At 40.9% G+C, this 25334-nt stretch carries 27 protein-coding genes; 20 read left to right on the top strand and 7 right to left on the bottom strand.

From position 1 onward, the window contains the following. Positions 1-43 precede the first annotated feature (43 nt). A complete protein-coding gene (locus H5163_RS17145) occupies positions 44-496 on the top strand; it encodes an Lrp/AsnC family transcriptional regulator (protein ID WP_182735598.1) in 453 nt (150 codons plus the stop codon). A 162-nt stretch (positions 497-658) separates the two neighbouring features. Here H5163_RS17145 and H5163_RS17150 read toward each other — a convergent pair whose 3' ends face one another. Next, complete coding sequence (locus tag H5163_RS17150) at positions 659-1915, bottom strand: adenylosuccinate synthase (RefSeq protein WP_182735599.1); 1257 nt, start codon at positions 1913-1915, stop codon at positions 659-661. A 122-nt stretch (positions 1916-2037) separates the two neighbouring features. On the opposite strand from H5163_RS17150, the gene H5163_RS17155 reads away from it, so the two are divergent. Further along, the gene (locus H5163_RS17155; protein WP_145242350.1) at positions 2038-2931 is read left to right on the top strand and encodes a LysR family transcriptional regulator; all 894 of its coding nucleotides are present in this window, start codon (positions 2038-2040) and stop codon (positions 2929-2931) included. A 48-nt stretch (positions 2932-2979) separates the two neighbouring features. On the opposite strand, the gene H5163_RS17160 is transcribed toward H5163_RS17155, so the two are convergent. Further along, positions 2980-3477 carry a M48 family metallopeptidase gene (locus tag H5163_RS17160; protein ID WP_149982946.1) on the bottom strand — a complete coding sequence of 166 codons (498 nt, stop codon included), beginning with the start codon at positions 3475-3477 and terminating at the stop codon, positions 2980-2982. Between the two features lie 38 nt (positions 3478-3515). Next, a complete protein-coding gene (locus H5163_RS17165; protein ID WP_182735600.1) occupies positions 3516-4364 on the bottom strand; it encodes a DUF72 domain-containing protein in 849 nt (282 codons plus the stop codon). 203 nt (positions 4365-4567) lie between these two features. Between H5163_RS17165 and aspS the strand changes: the two genes are divergently transcribed. Both aspS and H5163_RS17175 read left to right on the top strand, forming a co-directional pair. Further along, a complete protein-coding gene (gene aspS / locus H5163_RS17170; protein ID WP_182735601.1) occupies positions 4568-6346 on the top strand; it encodes an aspartate--tRNA ligase in 1779 nt (592 codons plus the stop codon). Between the two features lie 151 nt (positions 6347-6497). Then, entirely contained in the window at positions 6498-7043 is a 546-nt protein-coding gene (locus tag H5163_RS17175; RefSeq protein ID WP_257326367.1) for a pentapeptide repeat-containing protein, read from the top strand. Positions 7044-7073: 30 nt separating this feature from the next. Here the strand turns inward: H5163_RS17175 and H5163_RS17180 are convergent, their stop codons facing one another. Then, complete coding sequence (locus H5163_RS17180; RefSeq protein ID WP_182732238.1) at positions 7074-7397, bottom strand: hypothetical protein; 324 nt, start codon at positions 7395-7397, stop codon at positions 7074-7076. A 176-nt stretch (positions 7398-7573) separates the two neighbouring features. Here H5163_RS17180 and H5163_RS17185 point away from each other — a divergent pair, with 176 nt between their 5' ends. Beyond that, positions 7574-8311: an alpha/beta hydrolase gene (locus H5163_RS17185; protein ID WP_182735602.1), complete on the top strand. Its 738-nt coding sequence runs from the start codon at positions 7574-7576 to the stop codon at positions 8309-8311. A gap of 56 nt (positions 8312-8367) precedes the next feature. Here the strand turns inward: H5163_RS17185 and H5163_RS17190 are convergent, their stop codons facing one another. Then, positions 8368-9570 (bottom strand): bifunctional alpha/beta hydrolase/OsmC family protein, encoded by a 1203-nt coding sequence (locus H5163_RS17190; protein WP_182735603.1) that lies wholly within the window; start codon positions 9568-9570, stop codon positions 8368-8370. A 254-nt stretch (positions 9571-9824) separates the two neighbouring features. Between H5163_RS17190 and H5163_RS17195 the strand changes: the two genes are divergently transcribed. Next, positions 9825-10664 (top strand): isopenicillin N synthase family oxygenase, encoded by an 840-nt coding sequence (locus H5163_RS17195; RefSeq protein WP_145242335.1) that lies wholly within the window; start codon positions 9825-9827, stop codon positions 10662-10664. 209 nt (positions 10665-10873) lie between these two features. Next, positions 10874-12277: a DEAD/DEAH box helicase gene (locus H5163_RS17200; RefSeq protein ID WP_182732235.1), complete on the top strand. Its 1404-nt coding sequence runs from the start codon at positions 10874-10876 to the stop codon at positions 12275-12277. Between the two features lie 56 nt (positions 12278-12333). Here H5163_RS17200 and H5163_RS17205 read toward each other — a convergent pair whose 3' ends face one another. Both H5163_RS17205 and H5163_RS17210 read right to left on the bottom strand, forming a co-directional pair. Further along, positions 12334-13080, bottom strand: coding sequence for a DUF3307 domain-containing protein (locus H5163_RS17205; protein ID WP_149982955.1), 747 nt, complete (start codon positions 13078-13080; stop codon positions 12334-12336). Continuing rightward, on the bottom strand, positions 13077-13706 hold the full coding sequence (locus tag H5163_RS17210; RefSeq protein ID WP_145242329.1) for a hypothetical protein: 630 nt from the start codon (positions 13704-13706) through the stop codon (positions 13077-13079). Before H5163_RS17210 ends, H5163_RS17205 begins: the two co-directional genes overlap by 4 nt. Before the next feature lie 154 nt (positions 13707-13860). Here H5163_RS17210 and H5163_RS17215 point away from each other — a divergent pair, with 154 nt between their 5' ends. From H5163_RS17215 to H5163_RS17275, 13 genes are all read left to right on the top strand, one after another. Beyond that, positions 13861-14367 (top strand): NYN domain-containing protein, encoded by a 507-nt coding sequence (locus tag H5163_RS17215; RefSeq protein WP_179959226.1) that lies wholly within the window; start codon positions 13861-13863, stop codon positions 14365-14367. A 119-nt stretch (positions 14368-14486) separates the two neighbouring features. Further along, positions 14487-14915 (top strand): hypothetical protein, encoded by a 429-nt coding sequence (locus H5163_RS17220; RefSeq protein WP_182732233.1) that lies wholly within the window; start codon positions 14487-14489, stop codon positions 14913-14915. Position 14916: 1 nt separating this feature from the next. Then, positions 14917-15129, top strand: a complete 213-nt coding sequence (locus H5163_RS17225) for a helix-turn-helix transcriptional regulator (protein ID WP_149982957.1) — start codon at positions 14917-14919, stop codon at positions 15127-15129. Positions 15130-15506: 377 nt separating this feature from the next. Continuing rightward, positions 15507-16421 carry an N-acetylglucosamine kinase gene (nagK, locus tag H5163_RS17230; protein WP_182735604.1) on the top strand — a complete coding sequence of 305 codons (915 nt, stop codon included), beginning with the start codon at positions 15507-15509 and terminating at the stop codon, positions 16419-16421. Next, positions 16421-17539, top strand: a complete 1119-nt coding sequence (gene nagA, locus H5163_RS17235; RefSeq protein WP_145242321.1) for an N-acetylglucosamine-6-phosphate deacetylase — start codon at positions 16421-16423, stop codon at positions 17537-17539. Before nagK ends, nagA begins: the two co-directional genes overlap by 1 nt. A 60-nt stretch (positions 17540-17599) precedes the next feature. Continuing rightward, the gene (gene nagX / locus H5163_RS17240; protein ID WP_145242319.1) at positions 17600-18742 is read left to right on the top strand and encodes a transmembrane glucosamine N-acetyltransferase NagX; all 1143 of its coding nucleotides are present in this window, start codon (positions 17600-17602) and stop codon (positions 18740-18742) included. 216 nt (positions 18743-18958) lie between these two features. Beyond that, positions 18959-19753: a glucosamine-6-phosphate deaminase gene (gene nagB, locus H5163_RS17245; protein WP_145242317.1), complete on the top strand. Its 795-nt coding sequence runs from the start codon at positions 18959-18961 to the stop codon at positions 19751-19753. Positions 19754-19886: 133 nt separating this feature from the next. Next, on the top strand, positions 19887-20810 hold the full coding sequence (nudC, locus tag H5163_RS17250) for an NAD(+) diphosphatase (RefSeq protein ID WP_182735605.1): 924 nt from the start codon (positions 19887-19889) through the stop codon (positions 20808-20810). A 45-nt stretch (positions 20811-20855) separates the two neighbouring features. Continuing rightward, positions 20856-22037 (top strand): cystathionine beta-lyase, encoded by a 1182-nt coding sequence (locus H5163_RS17255; RefSeq protein WP_145242376.1) that lies wholly within the window; start codon positions 20856-20858, stop codon positions 22035-22037. A 123-nt stretch (positions 22038-22160) separates the two neighbouring features. Continuing rightward, positions 22161-22979, top strand: coding sequence for an ABC transporter permease subunit (locus tag H5163_RS17260; RefSeq protein WP_145242314.1), 819 nt, complete (start codon positions 22161-22163; stop codon positions 22977-22979). After that, entirely contained in the window at positions 22976-23890 is a 915-nt protein-coding gene (locus H5163_RS17265) for an ABC transporter ATP-binding protein (RefSeq protein ID WP_145242312.1), read from the top strand. The genes H5163_RS17260 and H5163_RS17265 overlap by 4 nt, the downstream gene beginning before the upstream one ends. After that, positions 23890-24264 (top strand): PH domain-containing protein, encoded by a 375-nt coding sequence (locus tag H5163_RS17270; RefSeq protein WP_145242310.1) that lies wholly within the window; start codon positions 23890-23892, stop codon positions 24262-24264. Before H5163_RS17265 ends, H5163_RS17270 begins: the two co-directional genes overlap by 1 nt. A 216-nt stretch (positions 24265-24480) precedes the next feature. Further along, on the top strand, positions 24481-25275 hold the full coding sequence (locus tag H5163_RS17275; RefSeq protein ID WP_145242308.1) for a putative porin: 795 nt from the start codon (positions 24481-24483) through the stop codon (positions 25273-25275). Positions 25276-25334 lie beyond the last annotated feature (59 nt).

Raw genomic sequence — 25334 nt, forward strand, 5'->3', positions numbered from 1 at the left:
AAAAAAGTACTGTTTGCGAGAAAATTTATCACCTTGAGATATTATGAAACTAGATCGCTATGACTATGCACTTTTAGAATTAGTCCAGAAAGATTGCCAAACTCCACTTCGAAAACTGGCTGAAGCTGTACATCTATCAACCGCCTCGGTGCAGCGCCGTATCCATAAACTCAGGGAAAATGGTTATATTGTATCAAATGTGGCGATTTTAGACCCTGATAAGCTAAATCAAGTTATCACTATTTTAGTAGAAGTGGAGGTTAACAAGACACATATTTCTGAGCTTGAGGTACTAAAGCAACGTTTTTCAGGTCCTGAAGTGCAGCAATGCTATTATGTTACGGGTGCAGCCGATTTTGTACTGATATTAGTTGTGCCTAATATGCAGCGCTTTCAAGAGATTTGTGATAAGTTTTTTCATGAGAACGATAATATCAAATCATTTAGAACCACCGTTGTATTAGAACGCGTTAAATCGAGTTTAAATGTGCTTTAAATACACTTGTGGTGACAATCAATTATTTTATGATGGAATGATTTATATTTTTGAATAACTGACTCAAAATATTTTTGTTCAGATAGTGGATGAAAATCTGCAATTGCCTAGCGTATAACCCAAGTGGTTTATAAAACCACTTGGGTTATAGCAATTGAGTGTTTAGCGGATAATCATTTGCTCACGCTCAGGGCCCACAGACACCATACTTACAGGTACTCCCATCAGTGCTTCGATGCGTTCTACATAATGCTGCGCTGCAGCAGGCAGACTGTTGAAGGTACGACAACCGGTAATATCTTCATCCCACGCTGGCATGCTTTCATAGATTGGCGTTAAAGCCGCTGTTTGTGGCCAAATAGGGTTTTCGCTGTGATCGCCTGCATAACCAACGCAGATTTTTAAATCTTTCATGCCAGATAGGCAATCAATTTTGGTTAAAGCGATTTCAGTGGCTGCTTGTAATTCAACACCGTTACGGGTGGCAACTGCATCAAAATAACCCATATCACGTGGGCGGCCAGTCACTGCGCCATATTCGTTCGCGCTTTCACGAAAATTGTCTTGCTCTGCCATGGCGGTAACGAGTGTACCTGTACCAACAGATGAGCTAAATGATTTAGCCACAGCGATAACACGCTCAGGGCGCAAAGCTGGCAGTCCGCTGCCAATTCCTGCATAGGCAGCAGTAACGTTTGATGATGTAGTATACGGGTATTCGCCGTAAACTAAATCGCGGCCTGCGCCTAGCTGCGCTTCAAACAACAAGTTAGCATCTTGCTTTTGCAGTGCTTTTAAAGGCTCTGTTACATTACAAATAAATTCGCGCCAAGGAGCGCTGACAGCTAATAACCACTCAGTCATTTGTTCAGCTGTTTGTGAAAAATCACAGCTTGGGTAAAGGGCTTTTAGCTGTGGCATTTTCCAATCCAGCATAAATTGAATACGCTCTAATAAAACGTCTGGCTGATTTAACCAGCCAACTAAAATGCCTTTTTTCATTACTCGGTCGCCGTATGCAGGTGCAATTCCTTGACGAGTAGAGCCGTAAGCGGCATCGCCTAAGCGCACTTCTTCGAGGGTATCTTCAAGGGCGTGTAATGGTAAGCATAACGTTGCACGATCAGAAATACATAATTTTACATCAACACCGGCGGCGTTAACTTCGGCTATTTCTTCGCTTAATGCCGCAGGGCTTATCACCATGCCTGGGCCTAGTACTGCAATACAATCAGGATTAAAAATACCGCTTGGTAATTGGTGTAGTTTAAACGTACCAAAGTCATTCACAACGGTATGTCCGGCGTTGTTACCACCTTGAAAGCGAATGCTCGCAGATGCGTTCTCAGCTAGAAAATCGACGATACGGCCTTTGCCTTCATCACCCCAGTTTGCACCTACAACAACAATTGACGGCATAATTTAATCTCCAAATTGATTGAACGAATATGGTATGCGCTCTATTAAAATAAGAGAAATTAATTATAATTATTATCTTGATAAGAATTTCATATCGATTTCACACCATTAAGGTCATAAAGATGCTAGATATTCACTGGTTAAAAACTTTTGTCACATTGGCTGAGTTAAAGCACTTTGGTAAAACAGCCAATGCGCTGCATATGACACAGCCAAATGTTAGCTTGCATATTAAGCAGTTAGAAAAAACGACACGGGTTAAACTGATAGAACGTAATCCCTTTAGTTTGACCCAAGCAGGTTTACGGCTATTAGAGTCTGGACAAAAAACCTTATGGGAATTACAGGTTTGCCAATCTGACTTAAATGCGATTAATGATCTCAGCCAAGGCACACTGACAATTGCCGCCAGTGATATAATTTCTCGTTTATTGTTGATTGAGCCTTTTCAGCTTTTTAAGCGCCAGTTTCCTGGCATTGACTTTACTTTGCTCAATACAACGTCTTCTCAAGCGTCAGCATTGGTTAAAAGTGCTGAAGCTGATTTAGGGTTTGTGATTGCCCAAAAAGAAAGTGAGCCGCTGCATTTTACGCAATTACAGCAGATAAAATGGTGTGCATTAGGTAATCATTTAAAGTTATGGCAGCAAGCCAAAAACGATAACAATGTTACACTGACTGAGCCGCCAACATTAATCTTACTCGGCCATGATACGCGAACCCGAGACTTGCTCGATAGTGCCTTGCCATCTTTAAACTTACCAAATTACCGGGTGATGGAAGTGGGCAGTGTCGATGCGCAAATTGATTGGGCTGAAGCGGGGTTTGGCGTTGCCATCGTGCCAGAGTTTTCCCTGCGCAGTAAAGCAAATCTAACCACCACAGTGACCGCATTACCGCAATTTCCAACTACCAGTTTAGGTTATATAGTGAGGCAAAATCAGGTACTTTCAAAAGCGATAAAGCAATTACTACATTGGGTCAATGAAGAAATCTCCCGTACTCATCTTGCATAGTATTTATATGTTAACTGTACGGCTATGTACTTTGTGATTCAGTTATTTTTATGTGTATGGGTTTTTACCTTCAGCTACTAGCACACAAAAAATCCGTAAATCTAATTCGAGTTGATGGTAGCTTGGCTCCATGTGGCAGCACAGGGCGTAAAAGCTTTTGTTATGGTCTTTTTCCTTAAAGTGGGCGAGCTCGTGTACTACTAAAGCTTTGAGTAATTCCTCTGGTGCACGCAGTAAATCACTGTTGATGGCTAAATCGTGCTTGCGGGTTTTACCTTGCATACGATACGTATGAGTACCTAGTGCATTAGTGACCATATCGCCTTGTTTTTTAAACGCGGCGCGGCCAAACGGTGGCGCATTTTTTAAATAGCGCTTTTTAAGCTCAGTGGCGTATGCGTATAACGACTTGTCACTGGTAATATTATGGGAGCTGGGGTATTTTTTAGTTAAATACGCGCCGTGTTTATCATTTTCAATAAGCTGCATTACTTGCGTTACAATTTGCTCTGGATAGCCGCTAAAATAGCGTTTAAAATCACTCATTCAATACTTCTTTGTAGTTAATTAATTTTCAAAGCGAGTCAAAAAAGGCTGGCTTGACTGGCTTCTTTTTCACCAGTGAAAGGGTTTAGCACGGGGTGCTGGTAACCTAAATCTTGGCAAAACTCGCGTGCTAATAATGGTGCTTGGCGGTTATCTGCAGTATGAAAAAATACATACGGGTGCTTACCCTCATCAAGCCATTGTTTTACTTTTTTAAGCCACGGTTGGTAATAGCTTTTATAGTCATGATCTAAATCGGCAATCACAAAGCGGGCCATAGGTTGATTGCCTGTTGCAATGGCATGCACGGGTAAATGGGGCTTTTTTTGTTGGGCATCGATGAGTGCTTCAGTGTTCGGCTTAACTGCAAATAATGCGCGGGTGTCCATTGAGATACGATTGACATTGTTTGCCATTAATAGCTGATTAAAGGCAATTTCGGCTGCGCCTTTCTTAAAAAATTCGGGGTGGCGAACTTCAACGCCGTAGTTTAAACCTGTCGGGAGCTTGGCAATAAACTGTGCTAATAACGGCAGTTGTTTGGGGCTAAAACTACTTGGTAGCTGCAACATGATCTGCCCAACATGAGACAATATTGGCTCGAATAAATTAAACCATGCAGTGAGTTCGTCATCGATATGAGTAAGCTGTAATTCATGGCTAAAGCGTCGATGGAATTTAAAAGTAAATTTAAAGTCATTGCCGACAGCATCACGCCAGCGATTTAATGATTCAACACTAGGATCGGCATAAAAGCTGGTATTGCCTTCGACTGAATTAAACACCTGTGCGTATTCGTGCAACATATCGGCATTTTTGCAGTGACTTGATAATAAATTGCCTTTCCACGCGGTACTTGACCACTGCGGACACCCTAAATACAACATAAAACGGTTAACTGATTGTGTGTTTTGGTTAGTATATCAAATCTATAAATTGAAAGCATAGTAGCTGCTGCCGAGCTCGCATTTTCAAGTAACTTGGGTATAATGCTCCCCCTAAAATGATTTATAAATAGTGGCTTATTCTCCCTCAAAAACAGCAATTCTTAGGGGAAGCGGCTATTCGTCTTTACACTGACAGGAAAACTATGCGCTCTATATACTGCGGACAGCTAAATAAAACTCACGTAGATCAAGAAGTTGAACTATGTGGTTGGATCAACAAACGACGTGACCTTGGTGGACTTATCTTTGTCGATTTACGCGATAGAGAAGGTTTAGTACAAGTTGTATTCGATCCTGAAGTTGAAGGCTTAATGGATACCGCGAATACATTACGTCAAGAATTTTGCGTACAATTAAAAGGTGTAGTTCGCGCACGTCCTGACAGCCAAATCAACAAAGATATGGCAACTGGTGAAGTTGAAATTTTAGGCACAGGCCTTACTATCATCAACCGTTCAGAGCCATTACCACTTGATTTTAATCAGGTAAACTCTGAAGAGCGTCGCTTAAAATACCGTTACTTAGACCTTCGTCGTTTAGAAATGAGTGACCGTATTAAACTACGCGCTAAAGCTAGCAGCTTTGTGCGTCGTTTCTTAGATGAAAATAATTTCTTAGATATCGAAACGCCAGTACTTACAAAAGCTACCCCAGAAGGAGCGCGCGATTATTTAGTACCGAGCCGTGTTCACAAAGGCAGTTTTTACGCATTACCGCAGTCTCCGCAGTTGTTCAAGCAATTGTTGATGATGTCGGGTTTTGACCGTTACTATCAAATTGTTAAATGTTTCCGTGATGAAGATTTACGTGCTGACCGTCAGCCTGAGTTTACTCAAATCGATATAGAGACCTCGTTCATGAGCTCTGCTCAGGTACGTGGTATCACAGAAAAAATGATCCGCGAAATGTGGCAGCAATTGCTAGACGTGGATTTAGGCGAGTTCCCAATCATGCCTTACGCTGAGGCAATGAGCTTGTATGGTTCTGATAAGCCTGATTTACGTAACCCAATGACATTAATTGACGTTGCCGATTTAGTAAAAGACGTCGAGTTTAAAGTTTTTTCTGGTCCTGCCAATGATGAAAAAGGCCGTGTTGCGGTATTAACAGTACCAGGCGGTGCATCACTTTCGCGTAAGCAACTAGATGACTACACTAAATTCATCGGCATTTACGGCGCGAAAGGGCTTGCGTGGATGAAAGTAAACGACCGTGCAGCAGGCGCTGAAGGCGTGCAATCGCCAATCGCTAAGTTCTTAAATGAAGAGGTGATCAACGAACTTCTTGCACGCACTAACGCACAAACTGGCGACATCATTTTATTCGGTGCTGATAAACGCAACACAGTAAACGAAGCTATGGGCGCGCTACGTATTAAGATTGGCCTTGATTTAGAGATCACTAATCTAAATAGCTGGGCTCCGCTTTGGGTTGTTGACTTCCCAATGTTTGAAGAAGACGACGAAGGTACATTGCATGCTGTTCATCACCCATTTACAGCACCAAAAGATGTAAATGCAAGCGAACTTGAAGCAAACCCAGCAGCGGCTATTTCAGATGCATACGATATGGTACTAAATGGCTACGAAGTAGGTGGTGGTTCGGTACGTATTCATAATACAGATATGCAAGAAGCAGCGTTTAGAATCCTAGGTATTGATGCACAAGAGCAGCAAGACAAGTTTGGTTTCTTACTTGAAGCGCTAAAATACGGTACGCCACCACATGCTGGTTTAGCGTTCGGTTTAGACCGTTTAGCAATGCTACTGTGTGGTACTGATAACATTCGTGACGTGATTGCTTTCCCTAAAACAACCCAAGCGTCGTGTTTGTTAACTAACGCACCAAGTAAAGCAAATGCAGATTCGCTTACAGAGCTTGCTATTAGTGTTGTTGAAAAAGCTGAAAAATCAGCAGAATAAGCAATCTGATAAGTGATTTGTTGAAAACCCTTAGGCTCATACCTAGGGGTTTTTTCATTTAGATGTGTAGATAATTTTATTAGAGGATTTTATGGCTGTGAGTTATCAATTTTCACAAACAGACTACTACGACCAGCATTTTTCAAACTGCATGGCTAATACGCAGCGCTTTAGTGACATTGAGTTTGAACAGTGCCAGTTTATTGAATGTGATTTTAGTCATAGTCAATTTAGTAATTGTCGTTTTATTGAGTGCGAATTTATTAACTGTAATTTAAGCGATTTAAATTGGGGCTATAGTTCGTTAGAAGAAGTCTGCTTTGTTGATTGTAAGCTCAACAGTATTCAATGGGCGCAGGTAAATTGGCCACAATTGGCACTTACGTCATCGGTGAGTTTTAAAAATTGCCAACTTAGTCATAGCTCATTTTATGAGTTACAGTTAAAAGGCTTGATCATGATTGACTGTTTTGCCAAAGATGTTGATTTTAGACAGGCTAATTTAGCTACCAGTGATTTTAGTAACACTGACTTTAGAGATAGTCTATTTCTGCAAACAAACTTGAGTAAAGTAAACTTTGTCGGGGCGATGCATTTTAATATTGATATTAAAAATAATAATGTTAGCCGGGCTAAGTTTGAGCGCTTTGCAGCGTTAAACTTACTCAGCGGACTAGATATCGAGCTGGTAGATTAGCCGTTATGACACGGCTAATCTAATGCTTAATTAGCAGGCAGGACCATTTTTATTTCGTGCGCTGGCAAGTGCGCGGGCAATTTCAAGTAATGCAGGGGAAATATCACTGGCGCCATCTTTGATGAGTTTTGATACATCACCTGATGAATACAAACTATCGCGTGGTGATTTAATGCCTAATTCACGCACAAAATCTTTAGTCTTGCCAGTGCTGCCTGTTTCGATGAATTTAAAAATAATACGCTCGTTATTATTTTTTGGCTCTGTTTCTAGCGTTTCGATTTCATCTTGATACGCTTCAATTCTGCTTTGTAAAATATCGATACGTTCTTCGATGCTGTTGTATGATTTCATGGATAGGTTCTTTTCTAAATAGACGTTAGGACAATACGACTATTATCGCATAAATTTATAATAATTATTTTTTTCTTTAAAACTCTTCTGCTGTTTTAGGTACCTCGTTTTATTGCAATTAATATTCAAAAGCTTAAAGTACTTTATAATTTAAATAAAATAAGTCGAGCAAATTAATGCCACTACCTTTTAAGTACCTTGTGAGCTTCTTCTTTCTCATAGTCAGTGTCGTCGCCAGTTCCGCAACAAACAGCGAAATGATTGTTGATAAAGCGCGTGACCGCGCGATCCCGATCAGTATTTCATTACCAGCATATAACGAGCATTGTAGCCAACAAACAAAATGCCCTGTGGTATTTATTAATGCCGGATATGGTATTGCGCATACTGACTATCAGTTTGCGGCTGATATATTTACAGCTAAGGGCTATTTAACCATTGCTGTAGCCCATGAATTAGACAGCGATCCTGCGCTCAACCGCACGCCACCTTATATGGCCACTCGTATGGAAAACTGGCATCGTGGTGTGGTCACTCTAAAATTTTTAGTGACCGAGTTGAGCTCTCGCTACCCAGAGTATGATTTTACGCGGTTAACGTTATTTGGCCATTCTAATGGCGGTGATATAGCCGCGCTTTACGCGGCGATTTATCCTAAGCAAGTGAGTCAAATTATCACGCTTGATCATCGGCGTATGTTGTTACCTCGCAATAATAACATTCGGGTTTTAACGCTTCGTGGCAGTGATTACCCTGCGGATAATCAGGTATTACTCAATGAAGATGAATTAGCACAGTATCCGGTTACGCAGATTTCGATAAAGAACTCACGCCATAATGATATGTATGATGGCGGACCTAAGTGGTTAGTAGAGCGGATGAGTAAAGAAATCAAAGCGTTTGTAGCAAACTAAAATAATAAAACTTAGCGCGTAAACATATTAAGTTGCCACTCTTATGCGCTTGATAGTTATTTTACCAGCTCACTTACAATCAGAGGGTTGTTATGCAGGGTTTTATGCACAGGGCATTTGTCGGCAATTTCTAATAGGCGCTGGCGCTGAGCGTCACTTAAATCGCCCACCAGGGTGATTTTACGAGTGATGGCTTCGAGTTTGTCGGTTTGCTCGCAGTTATCGCAATCGGCGTGATAATCACGGCTGTGGTCCAGTTCTACCTTTACGTGTTCAAGTGGCAAGTTTTTACGACTTGCATACATACGTAAAGTCATTGCGGTGCATGCACCAAGTCCAGCAAGTAAGTGGTGATAAGGGTCTGGGCCTAAATTATTACCGCCAACACTTAGTGGTTCATCAGCCAGCCAAGTATGATCCTTGGTACTTACATGCTGAGTAAAGACATGATCTTTCTCTTCAACTAATACATTGCCGCTGCTAAGTTTGGCACTGTACTGGTTTTTATCAAAATCCACATAACGTTTTGCCCATGATGCTATAACGTCTGCTGCGTAGTCAGCATCGTCTTTGTTAGTGAGTAAGTGGTCGGCGTTATCCAGACTAATAAAGCTTTTTGGATGTTTAGCAGCGGCGTAAATCTTTTCAGCTTCAGAGATATTTACTGTGGCATCAATAGGGGAGTGCATAACTAATAAAGCACGTTTTAATTTACTGATATGGCTGTGGTCGTAATTGGCAATGTCGTCCACAAACTGTTTTTTAATGGTAAATTCTCGCCCTGCTAAATTTACCTTGGCTTCGCCCTTGCTATTAATTTCATCAAGATGAGCGGCAAAGTTATGCGCTACATGTTGCGCATCTGATGGTGCGCCTATGGTGGTAATGGCTTGTACTTCAGCAATGTGTTCGGCAGCTGCAAGTACCGCTGCGCCCCCTAAACTATGACCAATTAATAATTGTGGCGCTTTAAAGTGTTCACGTAAGTGATCTGCCGCGGCAATTAAATCTTGGATATTTGATGAGAAATTACTGTTGGCAAAATCACCGTCGCTATTACCAAGGCCAGTAAAATCAAAGCGTAATACCGCAATACCTTGTTGAGTGAGTGCTCGGCTAATTCGACTTGCTGCGGCTATATCTTTACCACAGGTAAAACAATGGGCAAACAAGGCATAAAATTTAATATCACTGGCGGGTGTTTCAAGCTGACCGGCGAGTGTTAAATCACCACTTTTGAACGAAATTTTTTGGCGCATAGGTTACCTTTGCTTAATGAAAGAGGTTAGTGAAGAATAGACCATTAAAGTGCGTTTATAATTACAGTTGTTTTGGCGTTTTATCCACAATAGCAACATTTTGATTTGCATCAAGTAATAAACGCTTACCCAGCTAAAGAGGACATAAGTCCTTATGTTTTTTTGCCCGTTTTATTATGCTCGCGAAGCGCTACAATGGAGCAACTGCTATGATTAGCAAAGGCTTTTAACAACTTAATTCATTGGATACGAACATGCAATTACCTACCGTTGATTATAAAGCGAGCGATGCGGCCGCTCAATTTGTTGAGTCTCTTAGAAATACGGGCTTTGGTGTATTAAAAAACCACCCAATTCCACAGTCTCTTGTTGAATCAATTTATAAAAATTGGCAGGATTTTTTTAATTCTGAACAAAAACATGAATTCTTATTCTCTAAAGACACTCAAGATGGCTACTTTCCGCCTTCGGTATCAGAAGTTGCAAAAGGCTTTACAGTTAAAGACATTAAAGAATACTTTCATGTTTATCCAAAAGGCCGTGTACCAGCGCAGTTAGAAGCAGATATTCGCGAATATTATCGTTTAGCCAATGAGTTTGCTGCGACATTGTTAAGCTGGGTGCAAGCTGAAGCACCAGCGGATGTGCGTGCTAAGTTTTCAATCGATTTAAAAGATATGATTGCTGATTCAGAGCAAACATTATTACGTATATTACATTACCCGCCGATGACAGGTGATGAAGAACCTGGCGCTATTCGTGCTGCTGCACATGGTGATATTAATTTATTAACGGTATTACCTGCTTCAAATGAGCCAGGCTTGCAAGTACAAAAAACAGATGGCGGTTGGTTAGATGTGCCATGCGATTTTGGCAGTTTAATTATTAACATTGGCGACATGTTGCAAGAAGCGTCAGGTGGTTATTTTCCGTCGACTATTCACCGTGTTATTAACCCTACTGGCAAAGCGTCATCTAAGTCACGTATTTCGTTGCCGTTATTTTTGCACCCGCGTCCAGATGTGGTGTTATCAGCGCGTTATACTGCTGACAGTTACTTACAAGAGCGTCTGCGTGAGTTAGGTGTTAAATAGCATCACTCAAGTGATGATAGCTTTTCAACAGCGGCCACAGTGCCGCTTTTTTGTTTTTTAAGGTTGTGTTTTTTTAGTGAGTTATAGTGTGATGTGGCTAGTTAAGTTTGGCTGACGCTATTTCAAACGTGAATATACCATGCATTATTGCGTACGATCGGTATAATGCGCCATTGGCCGATTGGGCCTTAAAATTATTGAGAGAAAATATGAGTTTTGATGGGTTAGGTTTATCACAGTCTTTAGTTAATGCGGTTTTAGAAAAGGGCTATGAAACGCCAACACCAATTCAGGCTCAAGCCATTCCAGCGATCATTGAAGGTCGTGATGTTATGGCTGCAGCGCAAACTGGTACAGGTAAAACAGCGGGTTTCACTTTACCGTTAATTGAGCGCTTATCAACAGGCCAAAAAGCCAAGGTTAACCAAGTTCGTGCTTTAATTTTAACCCCAACCCGTGAGCTGGCATTACAAGTAAGCGAGAACGTTGAAGAGTATGCTAAGCATTCTAATATCAGTTCTTTTGTTGTGTACGGTGGTGTTAAAATCAATCCGCAAATGATGCGTTTACGCAAAGGCGTAGATATTTTAGTTGCTACTCCGGGTCGTTTAATGGATTTGCATAACCAAAATGCCTTGAAGTTCGATAACCTCGAAGTGTTGGTGCTTGATGAAGCTGACCGTATGCTTGATATGGGCTTTATTCATGACATTAAACGTATCATCAGCAAGTTACCGGCTAAACGTCAAAACTTGATGTTCTCAGCGACGTTCTCAGACGATATTAGAGCGCTTGCGAAAGGGCTTATTAATGATCCGGTTGAAATTTCAGTCGCTGCAAAAAATACCACGGCAAAAAGTGTTACCCAATGCGTTTATGCGGTAGATAAAGCACGTAAAACCGCCTTGTTAAGTCATTTAATTCGTACTAATGATTGGCAACAAGTGTTGGTATTTAGCCGCACTAAACATGGTGCAAACCGTTTAGTAAAGCAGTTAGAGCGCGATGATATTGTTGGCGCTGCAATTCATGGTAATAAATCTCAAGGCGCGCGTGTTAAAGCGCTTGAAGGCTTTAAAAGTGGCGAAGTACGCGTACTTGTGGCAACGGATATTGTTGCCCGTGGTTTAGACATTGTTGAACTGCCACATGTAGTTAACTATGATTTGCCTAATGTGTATGAAGATTATGTGCATCGTATTGGTCGTACCGGCCGTGCGGGTGCATCTGGCGACGCAATTTCATTTGTAACACCGGAAGATGCTGATGACTTATACGGTATTGAACGTTTTATCGGTGAATTGATCCCACGTGCAAAAGAAGCTGGTTTTGAGCCAACAAAAGGAGTGCCTGAAAGAGAGCTTGATGCACGACCTATCAAACCTAAAAAGCCTAAAAAAGCGGGTCAGCCTTTTTCTAAACCTAAGTCTGATAGCAAAAAGCCAAATAATAACGGCGGTAATGGCACCGGCCCACGCCGTGGTGGCTCAGGTAAAAAACCTGCTGCTAAAGCCGCTGGTGAGCAAACACAAAACCCATGGGCTAAGCGTCAATCTGTTGGTGGCAGTGGTCAACGTCGTCGCTCTGGTAATGATGGCGTGAGTAACACGTAATAATATTTTGATAAAAAACGCGCCTAAGCTGGCGCGTTTTTTTATGCTTTTTATTTCTATAATGCTTTAAGATAATTAACTGCTAAGCCAATAAATAAGGTGACGGTGACACTTAAAAGTGTACCGAGCATAACATATTCGGTGAGTTTTTTATCTTTACTGGCACGTAAGTCGCCAAAGCGAAATACCGATTTTGCTGCTAATAAAAAGCCAACGCCAGCCAACTGATCTAGCAAAATAAATGTAAGCATTAATACTCGCTCAAGCATGCCAATACTTTGCCCCGCTGCTGGTAAACTTCCTGTGGAGCTAAACCCGGTAGTGAGACGCTCTAACATCATACGAATGAACACAGCACTGGGACTCAATACCAGTAAATAGCCACATAGCACCCATAATGTAGTGGGGGTTATCAGCCATTGCCAAATGCTGGTAATAAATTCACTGTTGTCGCTCAACCACACAGTCAGTAGTAGTATCACGACAAGATGAGCAAGTTGATCAATGATAAATGGCACAACTCCTTTGTTTGAATATGATTTTGCTAAATCAATTAAGTAGTGGGTCACGATAACAATAGCTGTGGCAATACCGATACGCGAGAGCTCTTGCCAGCCAAAACTAAACTCCCACCAGCTGACAATTGCTGCCGTAGTTAGACCGTGCACTAGCACATGCAAGTACAGTTTTTTAGCACGAAAGTGACGTGTATTACGGTTATTAACCCAACTCATTGGCTGCCAATAAAAATCAGCTAAAATATGACCGATAAATAATGCAACTAATAACAACATAAAACTCATTTTTTTACTCCTATCACGGCATTAGCAATGGCCTGCTCTGCATAGTCTAAAAAACGCTCGATCAACTGATAATGTGCAAGATTAAGTAACTTGGTCACATTCTCACGACTGGTTTTTAATTGTTTAGCAAGTTCACTATGTTGATTGTTTTCTGCGGTTAAATAGACATATAAGGCATTCGCTTGTTTGTGTGTCATTTTGCTCAGGAGCACGTCAATAAAAGCTAGATTAAGGGTTAAGCCATCATTTTTGAGTTCATCAATACTGCTAAGAGTAAAGCGTTGGTTATGGATTTCGTCAAGACCGCGCCCCGATAATGTAAATGCAGAGCCTGTTGCTGTTTTAATATCGGCTCTAGCATTATCTATTTCACCAATGGCAAGGCTTTGGCGAATTTCATAGCCGGTGGCTTTAAGATGTAAGTAAAGCAGCACTGCGACACGGCATACTTGGGGTGGTTGATTTATTTGCACCTGAAAAGCATCGCCTCGATAAATAATACTTTGTCCTAGATGGCGTTGAGTAATTGCTCGCAAACTTTGGTCGAGCTGGTAGAGCATCGCATCGTAGTCGTGCTTTGGAATATGTTGTGATTTGATCACATCACCGCTGATCACCGCAATCATAAATGTCCTTGATTTAAGTTACATAAAGAAAAGTAACCAATTTTGGTTACATGCTTCAATGTAACTAATTTAGGTTACTTGAAAGCTAAATGCAAGGGCTTGAAATTAATCAGGGTATGCTACAGTAGCGTGATTAATTTAAAAGGGATAACGCATGAGTCAAGAAATACATAGTACAACGGCGAAAAAGCCGAGAGTGGGGATTTTTGTCGATGTCCAAAATATTTATTACACCTGTCGAGAGAGCTACCGAAAAAACTTTGATTACAATGCCTTTTGGGCAAAAATCAGTGATGACTATGATATAGACTGCGCGATTGCATATGCAATTTATCGCGGGGACGAAAAGCAATCTCAATTTCAAAATATTCTTCGTGCGATTGGTTTTGAGGTAAAGCTAAAACCATTTATTCAGCGTAAAGATGGCAGCGCAAAAGGCGATTGGGACGTCGGCATCACCATCGACATGCTAGAACAAGGTAAAAACCTCGACAAAGTTATTTTACTCTCCGGCGACGGGGATTTTGCCTTATTACTGGGTCATTTACAGCATCATTATAATGTACCGTGTGACGTCTATGGCGCTGATAGACTGACGGCTGATGCATTAAAACAAAGTGCGGCACAGTTTTTTTGCATTGATGATTCCCTGTTACTTTGAAACTAATGTATTAAAAACATAACATCATGTTAAAAATATTTGACATGATGTGAGCCCACTCTTATAGTCATTAATGTTAAGTATACTTAACATCAAATTTATTATTATAAGGGGGTGATATGAGTTATACACAAAAATCGCGGTTACTTGAGATGTGCATAACGATGGTTGTGTTGTTTAATTACTTGCAGTCAGTATTATCAATGACGCCAGAAGCTCAGATGGATCCGTTATTAGCAAGTGGCTTGTTGATATCACTTACGATACAAACCGTTGTAATGCTTATTGTGATGCACATTATCTTAGCGATATTTAATACTAAATATGCGAATCAAGCGAAAGATGAACGCGAACAGGCTATTGCCTTAAAAGCAAAAAGTGTTGCACTACTTATTTTACAATTAGGCGTTGTGAACGCGGTGTTTGCAATGCTGATTGACCCACATTTTGGGTTTGCAATTAGTCCGGTTCACCAGTTAGTAATCGCAGCGTTGGTGAGCGAGATAATCGGCGCTGGGGCCGAAGCTTGGCTATTATATAGAGGTTAGAATGGCAAAGTTAGCGATTACTAACACGATCCGTGCATTACGGTTTCAGCATAATGAAATGACGCAGCAGCAATTAGCTGAAGTCGTTGGGGTGACGCGTCAAACAATTGCCGCAATTGAAGCGGCAAGGTATTCACCGTCGCTGGAGGTCGCTTTTAAGATCGCGATTGTTTTTAATCTACCACTAGAAAAAATATTCCAATATCGACAGTGAATCTTTACTAAATTATTATTTTTGGTAAACTGGATGCATATTCTGCATTTTTATTTATGTTTTTTGGCCATTTAAGTTATGAAAATAGTGTTATAAATCACCATTTTTGTTGTTTTTTTAGGTAATAATGTCATTTTTAAACCTTATTATTACGTTAAAAGATAGTCGACACTAATTTAATTGATATTAATTATTTATTTAATTCAGTTAATTAGAGATAAATGTGGGATATGTGAGATTTTTTATAAAAAACTTAATGACAACGCTGTCATTTATTGTGTAACATTAATTCAACATGGGTTGCGGGTGAATCGCATTAAGATAATAAAAAAACATGCGATTAATACAAATATAAAACGAAGGTTAGAGGTCGTTAAATGATGGCTAAGAGTGCGAATGAGGACCAATTGTATATTGGTATCGACGGTGGCGGAACTAAGTGCCGTGCAACTATATACTCTGTGCAAAACGGGGTATTAGGAACAGGTTTAGGTGGCCCTGCGAATCCATTACATGGGTTGGAGCGCACATTAGAGTCAATAATGGTATCTACACAATTGGCGATGCGCGATGCAGGTTTGCCATTAGAGTCTATTCATCAAGTGTATGCCGGTTTAGGATTGGCGGGTGTTAATTTACCGAACTTATATGAAAAAATAATAGAGTGGGAGCACCCATTTAAACAAATGTTTTTAACTACTGACTTACATACGGCGTGTATCGGGGCTCATGAAGGCGGTGATGGTGCCGTGATAATCACGGGTACTGGTTCATGTGGTTTTTCATATGTAAAAGGGCAGTCGGTGAATTACGGCGGTCATGGTTTTGCACTTGGCGATAAAGGCAGTGGCGCATGGATGGGCTTAGAGGCAATTAAAGCGGTGTTAATGGAGCTAGATGGTTTAGGTCCTCACACGATAATGACGCCAGTGGTTAAAGAGCATTTTAATGTCACCACAGCAATGGGCATTGCAGAGCAAATGGCCGGACAACCGTCAAGTAGCTATGCAAAACTTGCTCGCTATGTATTTGATGCAGCACACCAAGGCGATCAAATCGCTTTAGCCATTGTAAAAGACGGAGCGCAATACGTGAGTCAGTTAGCGCATCGTTTATTAGAGAACAATCCTCCGCGTTTATCTATGATCGGTGGTCTTGCAGAGCCTTTAAATCAATGGCTTGACCCAGCAATTGCAAAACTCGTTGAAGTACCAAAGCAACCGCCTGAAATGGGCGCAATTTATTTTGCACAGCAATCAGTATTAGAGCAAGACCAAAAGGTAGCACTGTAATGAAAACCTTCTATCGCGCGACACGTTTATTCACGGCTGAAAAATTTCTAGATAATGCATTATTCAGCGTTGAAAATGGCGTTTTTCATCTTGAAACTTCCACCACAGGCAGTGTTATTGAGCTAGATGGTTTAGTTGCGCCAGGCTTTATCGATGTACAAGTTAATGGCGGTGGCGGGGCATTTTTTAATGCTGAGCAAAGCACACAATGCTTAGATCGTATCGCAAAAGCGCATGGTCAATTTGGTACAACGGCACTGATGCCAACACTTATCACCGATAAAGTTGAAACCATGCAAGCAGCTGCTGATGCAACAGCAAAAGCAATATGCGAAGGGGTCGCGGGTGTATTAGGTATTCACTTTGAAGGTCCGCATTTGTCTTTTCCAAAAAAAGGCACACACAGTGAGCAGTTTATTCGCCCAATTAGCGAACAAGAATTTGCCATTTATGCGCGTCAAGATTTAGGTATCAAAATGGTTACCTTAGCGCCAGAAAATGTCAGCATTGCTGATATTGAGCGCTTAGTGGCGTGTGGTGTAAAAGTATCACTAGGTCACACTAATGCTGACTATACAACGACAATGGCGGCACTCAATGCTGGCGCCGATGGGTTTACACATTTATATAACGCGATGTCGCCGTTTACATCGCGTGAACCAGGCGTGGTTGGCGCTGCGCTTTGGCATGATAACAGCTGGTGTGGCTTAATTGTTGATGGGCATCATGTACATCCATTGTCTGCACAATTAGCTATTCGCACCAAACAGCGCGGCAAAATTATGTTAGTCACTGACGCAATGCCACCAGTGGGTACCGATGATATGGAATTTGATTTTTTTGACGGGCGCAAAGTAATTCGTACTGGGGATAGATTAAACTCAAGTACGGGCGAATTAGCAGGCAGTGTATTAGACATGGCCAGTGCAGTGCGTAATACCATTAATACATTGGATGTAAGCCTCAGTGAAAGTTTACGCATGGCTGCACTGTATCCAGCAGAATATTTAAACCTCAAGAAAAAGGGACGTTTACTTGATGGCTTTGATGCAGACTTTGTGGTGCTCGATGAACATCAGTTTGTAAAAGCCACTTATATTGCAGGTAATGCAGTGTAACGTTTCCCTGTAAAAACCCCGCAGTTGTATCGCGGGGCTTTTTATTTAAGAGTAAAAATAATGACAACAGCACATACAGACACAAAGCCGAGTAAAAAGCGCTTAGCATCTCTTGATGCTTTACGTGGCATGGATATGTTTTGGATTTTAGGTGGGCAATCTATTTTTGCCGCTTTATTTGTTTTAACCGGTTGGACTGGTTGGCAGGTATTTGAAGCGCATACGCTACACAGTGCATGGCATGGATTTACATTTTACGATTTGATTTTTCCGTTATTTATCTTTTTATCAGGTGTGGCGATGGGCTTAGCACCAAAACGCATCGATCACCTGCCATGGCAAGAGCGAAAAGTTTTTTATGCTAAAGCATTAAAGCGGTTATTGCTATTGTGCGGGTTAGGGGTGATGTATAACCATGGTTGGGGCACAGGTATTCCGCTTGCCTTCGATGAAATACGCTATGCGAGTGTACTTGGTCGAATAGCGATTGCATGGTTTTTCTGTGCAATGCTAGTGTGGCATACCAGTATTCGCACACAGCTCTTTACAGCAATCGCTCTCCTGCTAGGGTATTGGATCTTGATGTGTTTTATTCCTGTACCAGGTGGTAACGCTGGTGATTTAAGTGCACAGGGGAGTTGGAATGCATGGTTTGATTCGCATTTTTTACCCGGTATTAGTTATCAAAATAGAGCCGTCGACCCCGAGGGCGTGTTATCGAGTCTACCAGCTATTGTGAATGCCATGTTTGGGGTATTTGCAGGACAACTAATCGCCAGAGCAAGTAAGGTTGGCGAGTGGCAAACAGCAGGCATATTATTTGTTGCAGGTGTTGTGAGTGTTTGCTTAGGTTGGCTTTGGGATTTACAGTTTCCAGTTAATAAAGAATTATGGACCAGTTCATTTGTTTTAGTCACAGTCGGGTGGAGCGCAATATTACTGGCTGTGTTTTATGCAGTGGTTGATATTCTCAATGGCCAAAAATTAGCTTATCCGTTTGTGATTATTGGTGCTAACTCAATCATTATTTATTTGGCATCAAGCTTAGTGAATTGGGAGTTTATAAGCCATAGCGTGTTTGGTGGCTTTATTGCAGCAGCAGCTACCGATTGGCAGCCACTGATTGGCGTGGTTGCGCTTTTGCTGGTGCAAATGCTTTTATTACATTGGATGTATAAGCGCAAAATATTTGTCAGTGTTTAGCTGGCTAATGTACAGCACAGTAAAAAAGGTAAATTTTTATTCACTTTTACTTTACAAACTAAAATTGAATGGTAATAATGACAGCGTTGTCATAATGGTATTGACCAAATAGTGTATCCCTGTTTGGTTTGATCTAAGGCCCAATCCGATTGCACATGGGGTTGGGACTTAGATCCCATTTTTTCATCAACTAATTTAATAACTGAGCAAATTAATATGCAAATAGTAATTTTAAATGATGCAGCAGCCGTAGCAGCATATGGCGCAAATATTTTCGCAACACAATTACAAAAAAAACCAACGTCAGTGCTCGGTTTAGCAACGGGCTCTACGCCAGTTGCGTTATATCAAGAATTAATCGCTAAAAATAAAGCGGGTGAGATTTCATTTTCACAAGCAACAACGTTTAATTTAGATGAATACTTAGGTTTAACGGGCGATCATCCACAAAGTTACCGCCACTTTATGAATGAGCAATTGTTTAGCCATATTGATATAAACAAAGATAATACCTTTGTACCGCCAGGGGATGCCCTAAACCCAATTACAGCATGCAAAGAATACGAAGACAAAATAGTTGCAGCAGGCGGTGTTGATGTACAGTTATTAGGCATCGGACGTAATGGTCACATCGGCTTTAATGAGCCTTCATCAGGTCTGCGTTCACGTACTCGCGTAAAAACACTCACAAAAGCAACGGTAGATGATAATGCCCGTTTTTTTGCTGCTGATGAATATCAGCCACAGTTATCAATTACGATGGGAATTGGTACGATTTTAGAGGCGAAAAAAGTCGTATTACTTGCAACGGGTGAAAATAAAGCGGATGCGGTACGCGCTATGATTGAAGGGCCACTGATGGCTGCATGTCCAGCGTCGGCACTACAGCTTCATCAAGATGCAGTGATTGTAATTGATAAAGCGGCGGCAAGTAAATTAGCCGATTTAGAATTTTATCAGCATATTGAAGCTGAAAATCAAAAATTACAGGCTCATTTAGCTACATTGTAATTACGACAGAATTTATTGTGTGTTTAAAAAAGTCCGTAAGGGCTTTTTTTTTGCCTATTTGTCAGTGAGTAATAATTGGGTTTAAGTAAGTGTTATGGTAGTTTTAGCCATCTAAATAGTAAAAAGGATAAGCATGCTTAATTACAGCCAGATGCCTTTAAACCGTGCATCAAACCTACGTAAAGAGCAACAATGGGTGGCAGCACAAATAAATGAGCAAAGCCGTTGGTTATTGGTGAATAACAATCACACTTTATTTGATATAAATAATATTGCTGTGACTTTTTTAAGCTTTAGTGATGTGAGTCACTTAGCATTAAACGAAGCGATTTTTTTAGGTTTAGATGAGCAGCAAACCAGTCATTTCGCACTTGATGTAAGCAAGCTAGACGAAGCCGTCTTAAGTCAGCTGATAGGTGACGCTGAGTTTGTTGATATTCGCCGCTTTGGGGTGCAAGTGGAAATCGCGCAAGGCTCAATGGCTGCACTGGCACGAGGTTTGTGTTACTGGCATGCAACTCATCGTTTTTGTGGACGTTGTGGCAGCGAAAACGAGCTTGTTGAAGCTGGTCATTCACGTTTATGTAGTAATGATGGGTGTAAACACCAAACGTTTCCGCGAACTGATCCGGCCGTGATCATGGTGGTTACTCGTACATTTGCTGATGGTGTTGAACGCTGTTTACTTGGTCGCCAAGCAATATGGGCATCAGGTATGTATTCGTCTTTAGCTGGTTTTGTTGATCCGGGCGAAAGCTTAGAGCAAGCGGTGGCGCGTGAAGTGATGGAAGAAGCGGGCATTGTGGTTGAAAATGTTAAGTATATTGCCTCGCAGCCGTGGCCATTTCCATCATCGATTATGCTGGGCTTTACCGCTGAAGCTGTTACAGAAAATATCCAGGTTGATAAGGACGAACTAGACGATGCGCAGTGGTTTAGCCGTGAAGAGCTCGCTCAATTTGGCAATTGGCACGAAAAGGGGGAGCATTTAAAGCTACCAAGAGCTGATTCTATTTCGCGCTATTTAATCGACTATTGGTGTAATTTGCAAGATTAAGCATAGTGCAGAGTATGTTCTAACGAAATATTTTAAGGATTAATGATGACGACAAAAAGCAATAAAAATACGCTGTTAGTAAGTACCGGACGTAAAAAAGCATATACTCATGGGGTGGTTAACCCCGTAGTGCAACGTGCATCGACAGTTGTTTTTGATTCAGTGGCAGAGCTTAAAGAAGCGGCAAAAAAACGTGGCGATAAAACACTTTTTTATGGTCGTCGTGGTACTACTACACATTTTGCATTACAAGAAGCGATCACTGAGCTTGAAGGTGGTGAGGGATGTGCGCTTTATCCATGTGGTGCAGCGGCCATTAGCAGCACACTATTGGCTTTTTTGAAAGCGGGCGATCATATCTTAATGGTAGATAATGCCTATGAACCAACGCGTGATTTTTGCGATAAAATTTTAGCTGGCTTTGGCGTTGAGACGACTTATTATCCACCAACAATTGGGGCAGATATTAAAGCGCTGATCAAAGACAACACCAAAGTGCTGTTTTTAGAGTCGCCAGGTTCTATCACCATGGAAATTCAAGATGTACCAGCCATGGTTGCAGTTGCCAATGAGCATGGGGTAATGACCATGCTTGATAACACCTATGGTAATGGCTTGCATTATCGCCCACTTGAACACGGGGTGGATATTAGTATTCAAGCGGCAACTAAATACATTGTGGGTCATTCGGACGTGATGATGGGGGTGGCAGTGGCCAATAAAAAATACTGGCCGACACTTCGAGAAAATTCATATTTACTTGGTCAATGTACGTCGGCTGATGACGCTTATTTAGCGTTAAGAGGCCTGCGCACTATGGCGGTACGTTTAAATCAGCATGAAAAAGCCGCGATCGAAGTCGCTACTTGGTTAGAGCAACATCCGTTGGTTGACCATATTCGTCACCCGGCATTTGCAACGTGTCCGGGTCATGAGTTTTTTAAGCGTGATTTTGATGGTAGTAATGGCTTGTTTTCTTTTGTTATGAAACAAGGTAACCAAAGCGCGATTGATGCTTTTTTAGATAGTTTAGAGCATTTTAAAATGGGCTTCTCGTGGGGCGGCTTCGAGAGTTTAGTGACTGCCAACTTAACTATGAAAGGTTTACGCTCAGCAACTGGTTGGACGCAAGGACCAGTGATCCGCTTACATATAGGCCTTGAAGATGTGGACGATTTGATTGCTGATTTAAGCCAAGCACTCGACATATACCAACAGAATTTGTAGCCTGCGGATCAATAAGACTACATTATTTGTTACAAAGCTCGTATTAATACGGGTTTTTTTTTGCTAGTAATTCAACACGTTTGCCCTTAGTGTAAGCTGTATATAGATTAATAAGGAATATCTGTGACGCAACTCCACCCTCAGCGATTATTAAAGATTGCCCAGTTTGAACTAGTGAGATTATTTTTGACCAAGCGCGGCTTACTTGCTGTTGCCGCATTTTCGATTTGTTGGTTATTGATTTTACGTTATCCGATAGGTCAAGCTGTCAGCTTAATTAGTTCGCCCCAAATAGCCGATTTAGCACAACAAGTGTTTGGCGCTATTGGGCTGAGTAAATTACTCGATTGGCCTGAAGCTGAATTAGCTATGTATTGGTTAATTGCATTGTATAGCTTTCCCAGCTTTTGCTTGTTTTTATGTAGCGACCAACTTGTTGGTGATAAACAACGAGGAACACTACGCTTTTTATCTCTTAGAGCTACCCGTAATGAAATGTTATTTGGCCGCTTTTTAGGACAGGTATTTATTTTAGCAGCATTACTACTTGTTACCTTGGTAGCTTCAGTTGCGGTTATGGTATTTAGAGATCCAGCATTATTAGTCAGTGGCATAAGTCGCAGCTTTATTTTGTTCTGTTATTTATTAATTGCTGTTTTGCCCTTTATAGCACTAATGACGTTGTTAAATACTTTTGCACGCTCAGCGCGTTTAACTGTAGTGCTTGCCGTATTATTTTTTGCTGGCGGAAATATTGTGGTCAGTATTTTAAGCTGGCAAATACCCGTTTTGGCAATGCTTGATTATGTTTTCCCTGGCGTACAACTTGATCAAATGGCAGGACAAAACGCAGGAATATTTAATAGCATTGGCATTCCGTTAATACAAACTACCGTGATGCTAGCGATTGCTCAGCGTATTTTTGCAAGGAGTTCTCTATGAGCACACTAATACACGCAACAGGTTTAACTAAGCAGTATGGTAATAAATTGGCCCTTGATCAGGTAAGTTTTGAGATACAGCAAGGCGCGCCAGTAGCACTGGTTGGGCCAAATGGTGCAGGCAAAACCACCTTGTTTAGTTTGTTATGCGGTTATATTTTACCAACAAAAGGCACGCTCAATATTATTGGACATAATCCAGGCAGTAGTGAATTGTTTGGCAAGCTCAGTGCGTTACCGCAAGATGCTCAACTTGATCCGCGCTTTAGTATCGCTCACCAACTGGCGTTTTATGGCCAGCTACAAGGGCTGTCAAATAAGCAAAGCCAAGCAGAAGCGATCCGCGTACTTGAGTTAGTCGGACTAGCTGACGTTGCTAAACAGCGTTCTGATGATTTATCACATGGAATGCGTAAACGTGTCACCATAGGTCAAGCGCTGATCGGGAAACCACAAATAGTCATGCTGGATGAAGCAACCGCTGGGCTTGATCCTATTCATGCTCGCGAAGTACGCGAAGTGGTTGCGAATCTTAGCAGTGAGGCTACCTTTATTTTAAGTTCGCATGATTTAACTGAACTAGAACGCTTATGTTCACATGTACTGCACCTTGATAAAGGTAAGCTCACAGAGCATCCAACGCACAGTGATAATAGCGAACTAGAGTCTGGATTTATTACATTGTTATTGAGCGAGCATTACCCGGATGTTGAAGAGAAAATACAAGCTTTAGCAGAAGTGTCTAAAGTGTATATGAGCCAAGCTAAAGAATATGTTATCGAGTACCAAAAAACGGCGACACCATTTGATATCACCATACTGCAACATTGTTATCAGCAAGGTTGGCGGTATCGCCAATTGGTAAACGGCCATACATTAGAAAATCAAATATTTAAACAGGAGCAAATATAATGGGTTTATTAAGTGGTTTAATGGGTAATGCCAGTGAAATTGATGACAATGATTTAGAAAAAGTATTGGCAAATACACTGATTGAAGGTGAACAAGTTGAAAAGGCCTATAAAGTGGTACGTGACATGTTTATTTTTACTAACAAACGTTTAATTTTGTTGGATAAGCAGGGGGTCACTGGCTCAAAAATAGAGATGATCAGTATTGCTTATTCAAAAATTACTAAGTTTAGTAAAGAAAGTGCAGGTCATTTTGATTTAGATGCTGAATTAAAAATTTGGGTTGGCTCTGATCCAACACCGATCAGCAAAGACTTTAAATCGGGTGATAATATCAATGATGTGTACCGGATAATCAGCCAGTACGCGCTTTGATCATAATTGAGCTTTTAAAACGGTAGCGATTAACATTCCTATTCGCTACCTTTTTTTTACACTTCCTTACATCCACTTACATTTTTATAATAAAATACAAGCACTTAGTTAAGTTTCAATTCAGTTTACTCGCGTTAGGATGTGCCCCGTCTTAACCAACCGGTTAAACGTTAAACCTTGTAGCAATAAAACAATGTAAAATAGGGAAATCTTTTTATGAAAAAATTAGCAGTTATTATTTCGAGTATTCTTCTTTCTAGTGCCGCGACTGCTGCGGATAACTATCAGTCAATCAGCCATTTAGGATATATGGATACCGATGGCAACGACACAGTGAGCGTTGATTCAAAATATTACTTCTCACCAAAAGCAACATTAGGTCCTTACGATCAATTTGAGTATATTAACAAGCAAACCAACGTATATGGTTCATACATTGATAATGACTTTAGCGATGTAACAACTATCGGTGGTGAGTACTTTGTTGAAAATTTTGTGGTAGGTGCTCAATATAGCAACCTTGATGTTGATTCTGTTTCAAGCAAAGACGTATTTAATGTATCAGCAGGTTACTTTTTTAATCCAAATTTATTATTAAAAGCGACATTCATTGACGTTGAAGATGGCGAAAATTCAGTAATATTTGATCTTGCTTATGATCATAAACTTAATAGCACAGATTACATCGGTTTCACTGTAACATCTGATGACGAGTTTGATTACCGCGCTGTGAACGCTAAATACTTCATGGATCTTAAGCAAGGTAACTACCTAACTGTTGAAGGTACTATTTCAGATACTGACGACAGTGGTAGTTCATGGGAATTAGGTTCTAATTACTACTTCACTAAAGCGACATCAGCGTTTGTTACATTTAATAAAAACGATGATTACACTTTTGGTGCTCAACATTTCTTCAACAAAAATGTTGGCTTAAAAGCGGGTTACGGCAATAACTGGGATGATTCTGGTTATGACGCTTACTTTGCAAATGTAAGCTTACAGTTCTAATCAAACTGTAATACTAGTACTGCAATACTAAAAAAGCCCGCTCAATTTAGCGGGCTTTT

The sequence above is a fragment of the Pseudoalteromonas sp. SG44-8 genome, from assembly GCF_014164125.1.
GTDB lineage: Bacteria > Pseudomonadota > Gammaproteobacteria > Enterobacterales > Alteromonadaceae > Pseudoalteromonas > Pseudoalteromonas rhizosphaerae.

What these genes read in the sequence shown, in the direction of transcription:
- H5163_RS17195 (WP_145242335.1), top strand. Translation starts at nt 9,825, where the DNA reads ATGCAATTACCTACCGTTGATTATAAAGCGAGCGATGCGGCCGCTCAA.
- H5163_RS17210 (WP_145242329.1), bottom strand. Translation starts at nt 13,706, where the DNA reads ATGATTGCGGTGATCAGCGGTGATGTGATCAAATCACAACATATTCCA.
- H5163_RS17185 (WP_182735602.1), top strand. Translation starts at nt 7,574, where the DNA reads ATGCCACTACCTTTTAAGTACCTTGTGAGCTTCTTCTTTCTCATAGTC.
- H5163_RS17255 (WP_145242376.1), top strand. Translation starts at nt 20,856, where the DNA reads ATGACGACAAAAAGCAATAAAAATACGCTGTTAGTAAGTACCGGACGT.
- H5163_RS17190 (WP_182735603.1), bottom strand. Translation starts at nt 9,570, where the DNA reads ATGCGCCAAAAAATTTCGTTCAAAAGTGGTGATTTAACACTCGCCGGT.
- H5163_RS17150 (WP_182735599.1), bottom strand. Translation starts at nt 1,915, where the DNA reads ATGCCGTCAATTGTTGTTGTAGGTGCAAACTGGGGTGATGAAGGCAAA.
- nagA (WP_145242321.1), top strand. Translation starts at nt 16,421, where the DNA reads ATGAAAACCTTCTATCGCGCGACACGTTTATTCACGGCTGAAAAATTT.
- H5163_RS17225 (WP_149982957.1), top strand. Translation starts at nt 14,917, where the DNA reads ATGGCAAAGTTAGCGATTACTAACACGATCCGTGCATTACGGTTTCAG.
- H5163_RS17265 (WP_145242312.1), top strand. Translation starts at nt 22,976, where the DNA reads ATGAGCACACTAATACACGCAACAGGTTTAACTAAGCAGTATGGTAAT.
- H5163_RS17215 (WP_179959226.1), top strand. Translation starts at nt 13,861, where the DNA reads ATGAGTCAAGAAATACATAGTACAACGGCGAAAAAGCCGAGAGTGGGG.
- nagX (WP_145242319.1), top strand. Translation starts at nt 17,600, where the DNA reads ATGACAACAGCACATACAGACACAAAGCCGAGTAAAAAGCGCTTAGCA.
- H5163_RS17155 (WP_145242350.1), top strand. Translation starts at nt 2,038, where the DNA reads ATGCTAGATATTCACTGGTTAAAAACTTTTGTCACATTGGCTGAGTTA.
- H5163_RS17270 (WP_145242310.1), top strand. Translation starts at nt 23,890, where the DNA reads ATGGGTTTATTAAGTGGTTTAATGGGTAATGCCAGTGAAATTGATGAC.
- nagK (WP_182735604.1), top strand. Translation starts at nt 15,507, where the DNA reads ATGATGGCTAAGAGTGCGAATGAGGACCAATTGTATATTGGTATCGAC.
- H5163_RS17145 (WP_182735598.1), top strand. Translation starts at nt 44, where the DNA reads ATGAAACTAGATCGCTATGACTATGCACTTTTAGAATTAGTCCAGAAA.
- aspS (WP_182735601.1), top strand. Translation starts at nt 4,568, where the DNA reads ATGCGCTCTATATACTGCGGACAGCTAAATAAAACTCACGTAGATCAA.
- H5163_RS17160 (WP_149982946.1), bottom strand. Translation starts at nt 3,477, where the DNA reads ATGAGTGATTTTAAACGCTATTTTAGCGGCTATCCAGAGCAAATTGTA.
- H5163_RS17165 (WP_182735600.1), bottom strand. Translation starts at nt 4,364, where the DNA reads ATGTTGTATTTAGGGTGTCCGCAGTGGTCAAGTACCGCGTGGAAAGGC.
- H5163_RS17175 (WP_257326367.1), top strand. Translation starts at nt 6,498, where the DNA reads ATGGCTAATACGCAGCGCTTTAGTGACATTGAGTTTGAACAGTGCCAG.
- H5163_RS17180 (WP_182732238.1), bottom strand. Translation starts at nt 7,397, where the DNA reads ATGAAATCATACAACAGCATCGAAGAACGTATCGATATTTTACAAAGC.
- H5163_RS17205 (WP_149982955.1), bottom strand. Translation starts at nt 13,080, where the DNA reads ATGAGTTTTATGTTGTTATTAGTTGCATTATTTATCGGTCATATTTTA.
- H5163_RS17200 (WP_182732235.1), top strand. Translation starts at nt 10,874, where the DNA reads ATGAGTTTTGATGGGTTAGGTTTATCACAGTCTTTAGTTAATGCGGTT.
- H5163_RS17275 (WP_145242308.1), top strand. Translation starts at nt 24,481, where the DNA reads ATGAAAAAATTAGCAGTTATTATTTCGAGTATTCTTCTTTCTAGTGCC.
- nudC (WP_182735605.1), top strand. Translation starts at nt 19,887, where the DNA reads ATGCTTAATTACAGCCAGATGCCTTTAAACCGTGCATCAAACCTACGT.
- H5163_RS17220 (WP_182732233.1), top strand. Translation starts at nt 14,487, where the DNA reads ATGAGTTATACACAAAAATCGCGGTTACTTGAGATGTGCATAACGATG.
- nagB (WP_145242317.1), top strand. Translation starts at nt 18,959, where the DNA reads ATGCAAATAGTAATTTTAAATGATGCAGCAGCCGTAGCAGCATATGGC.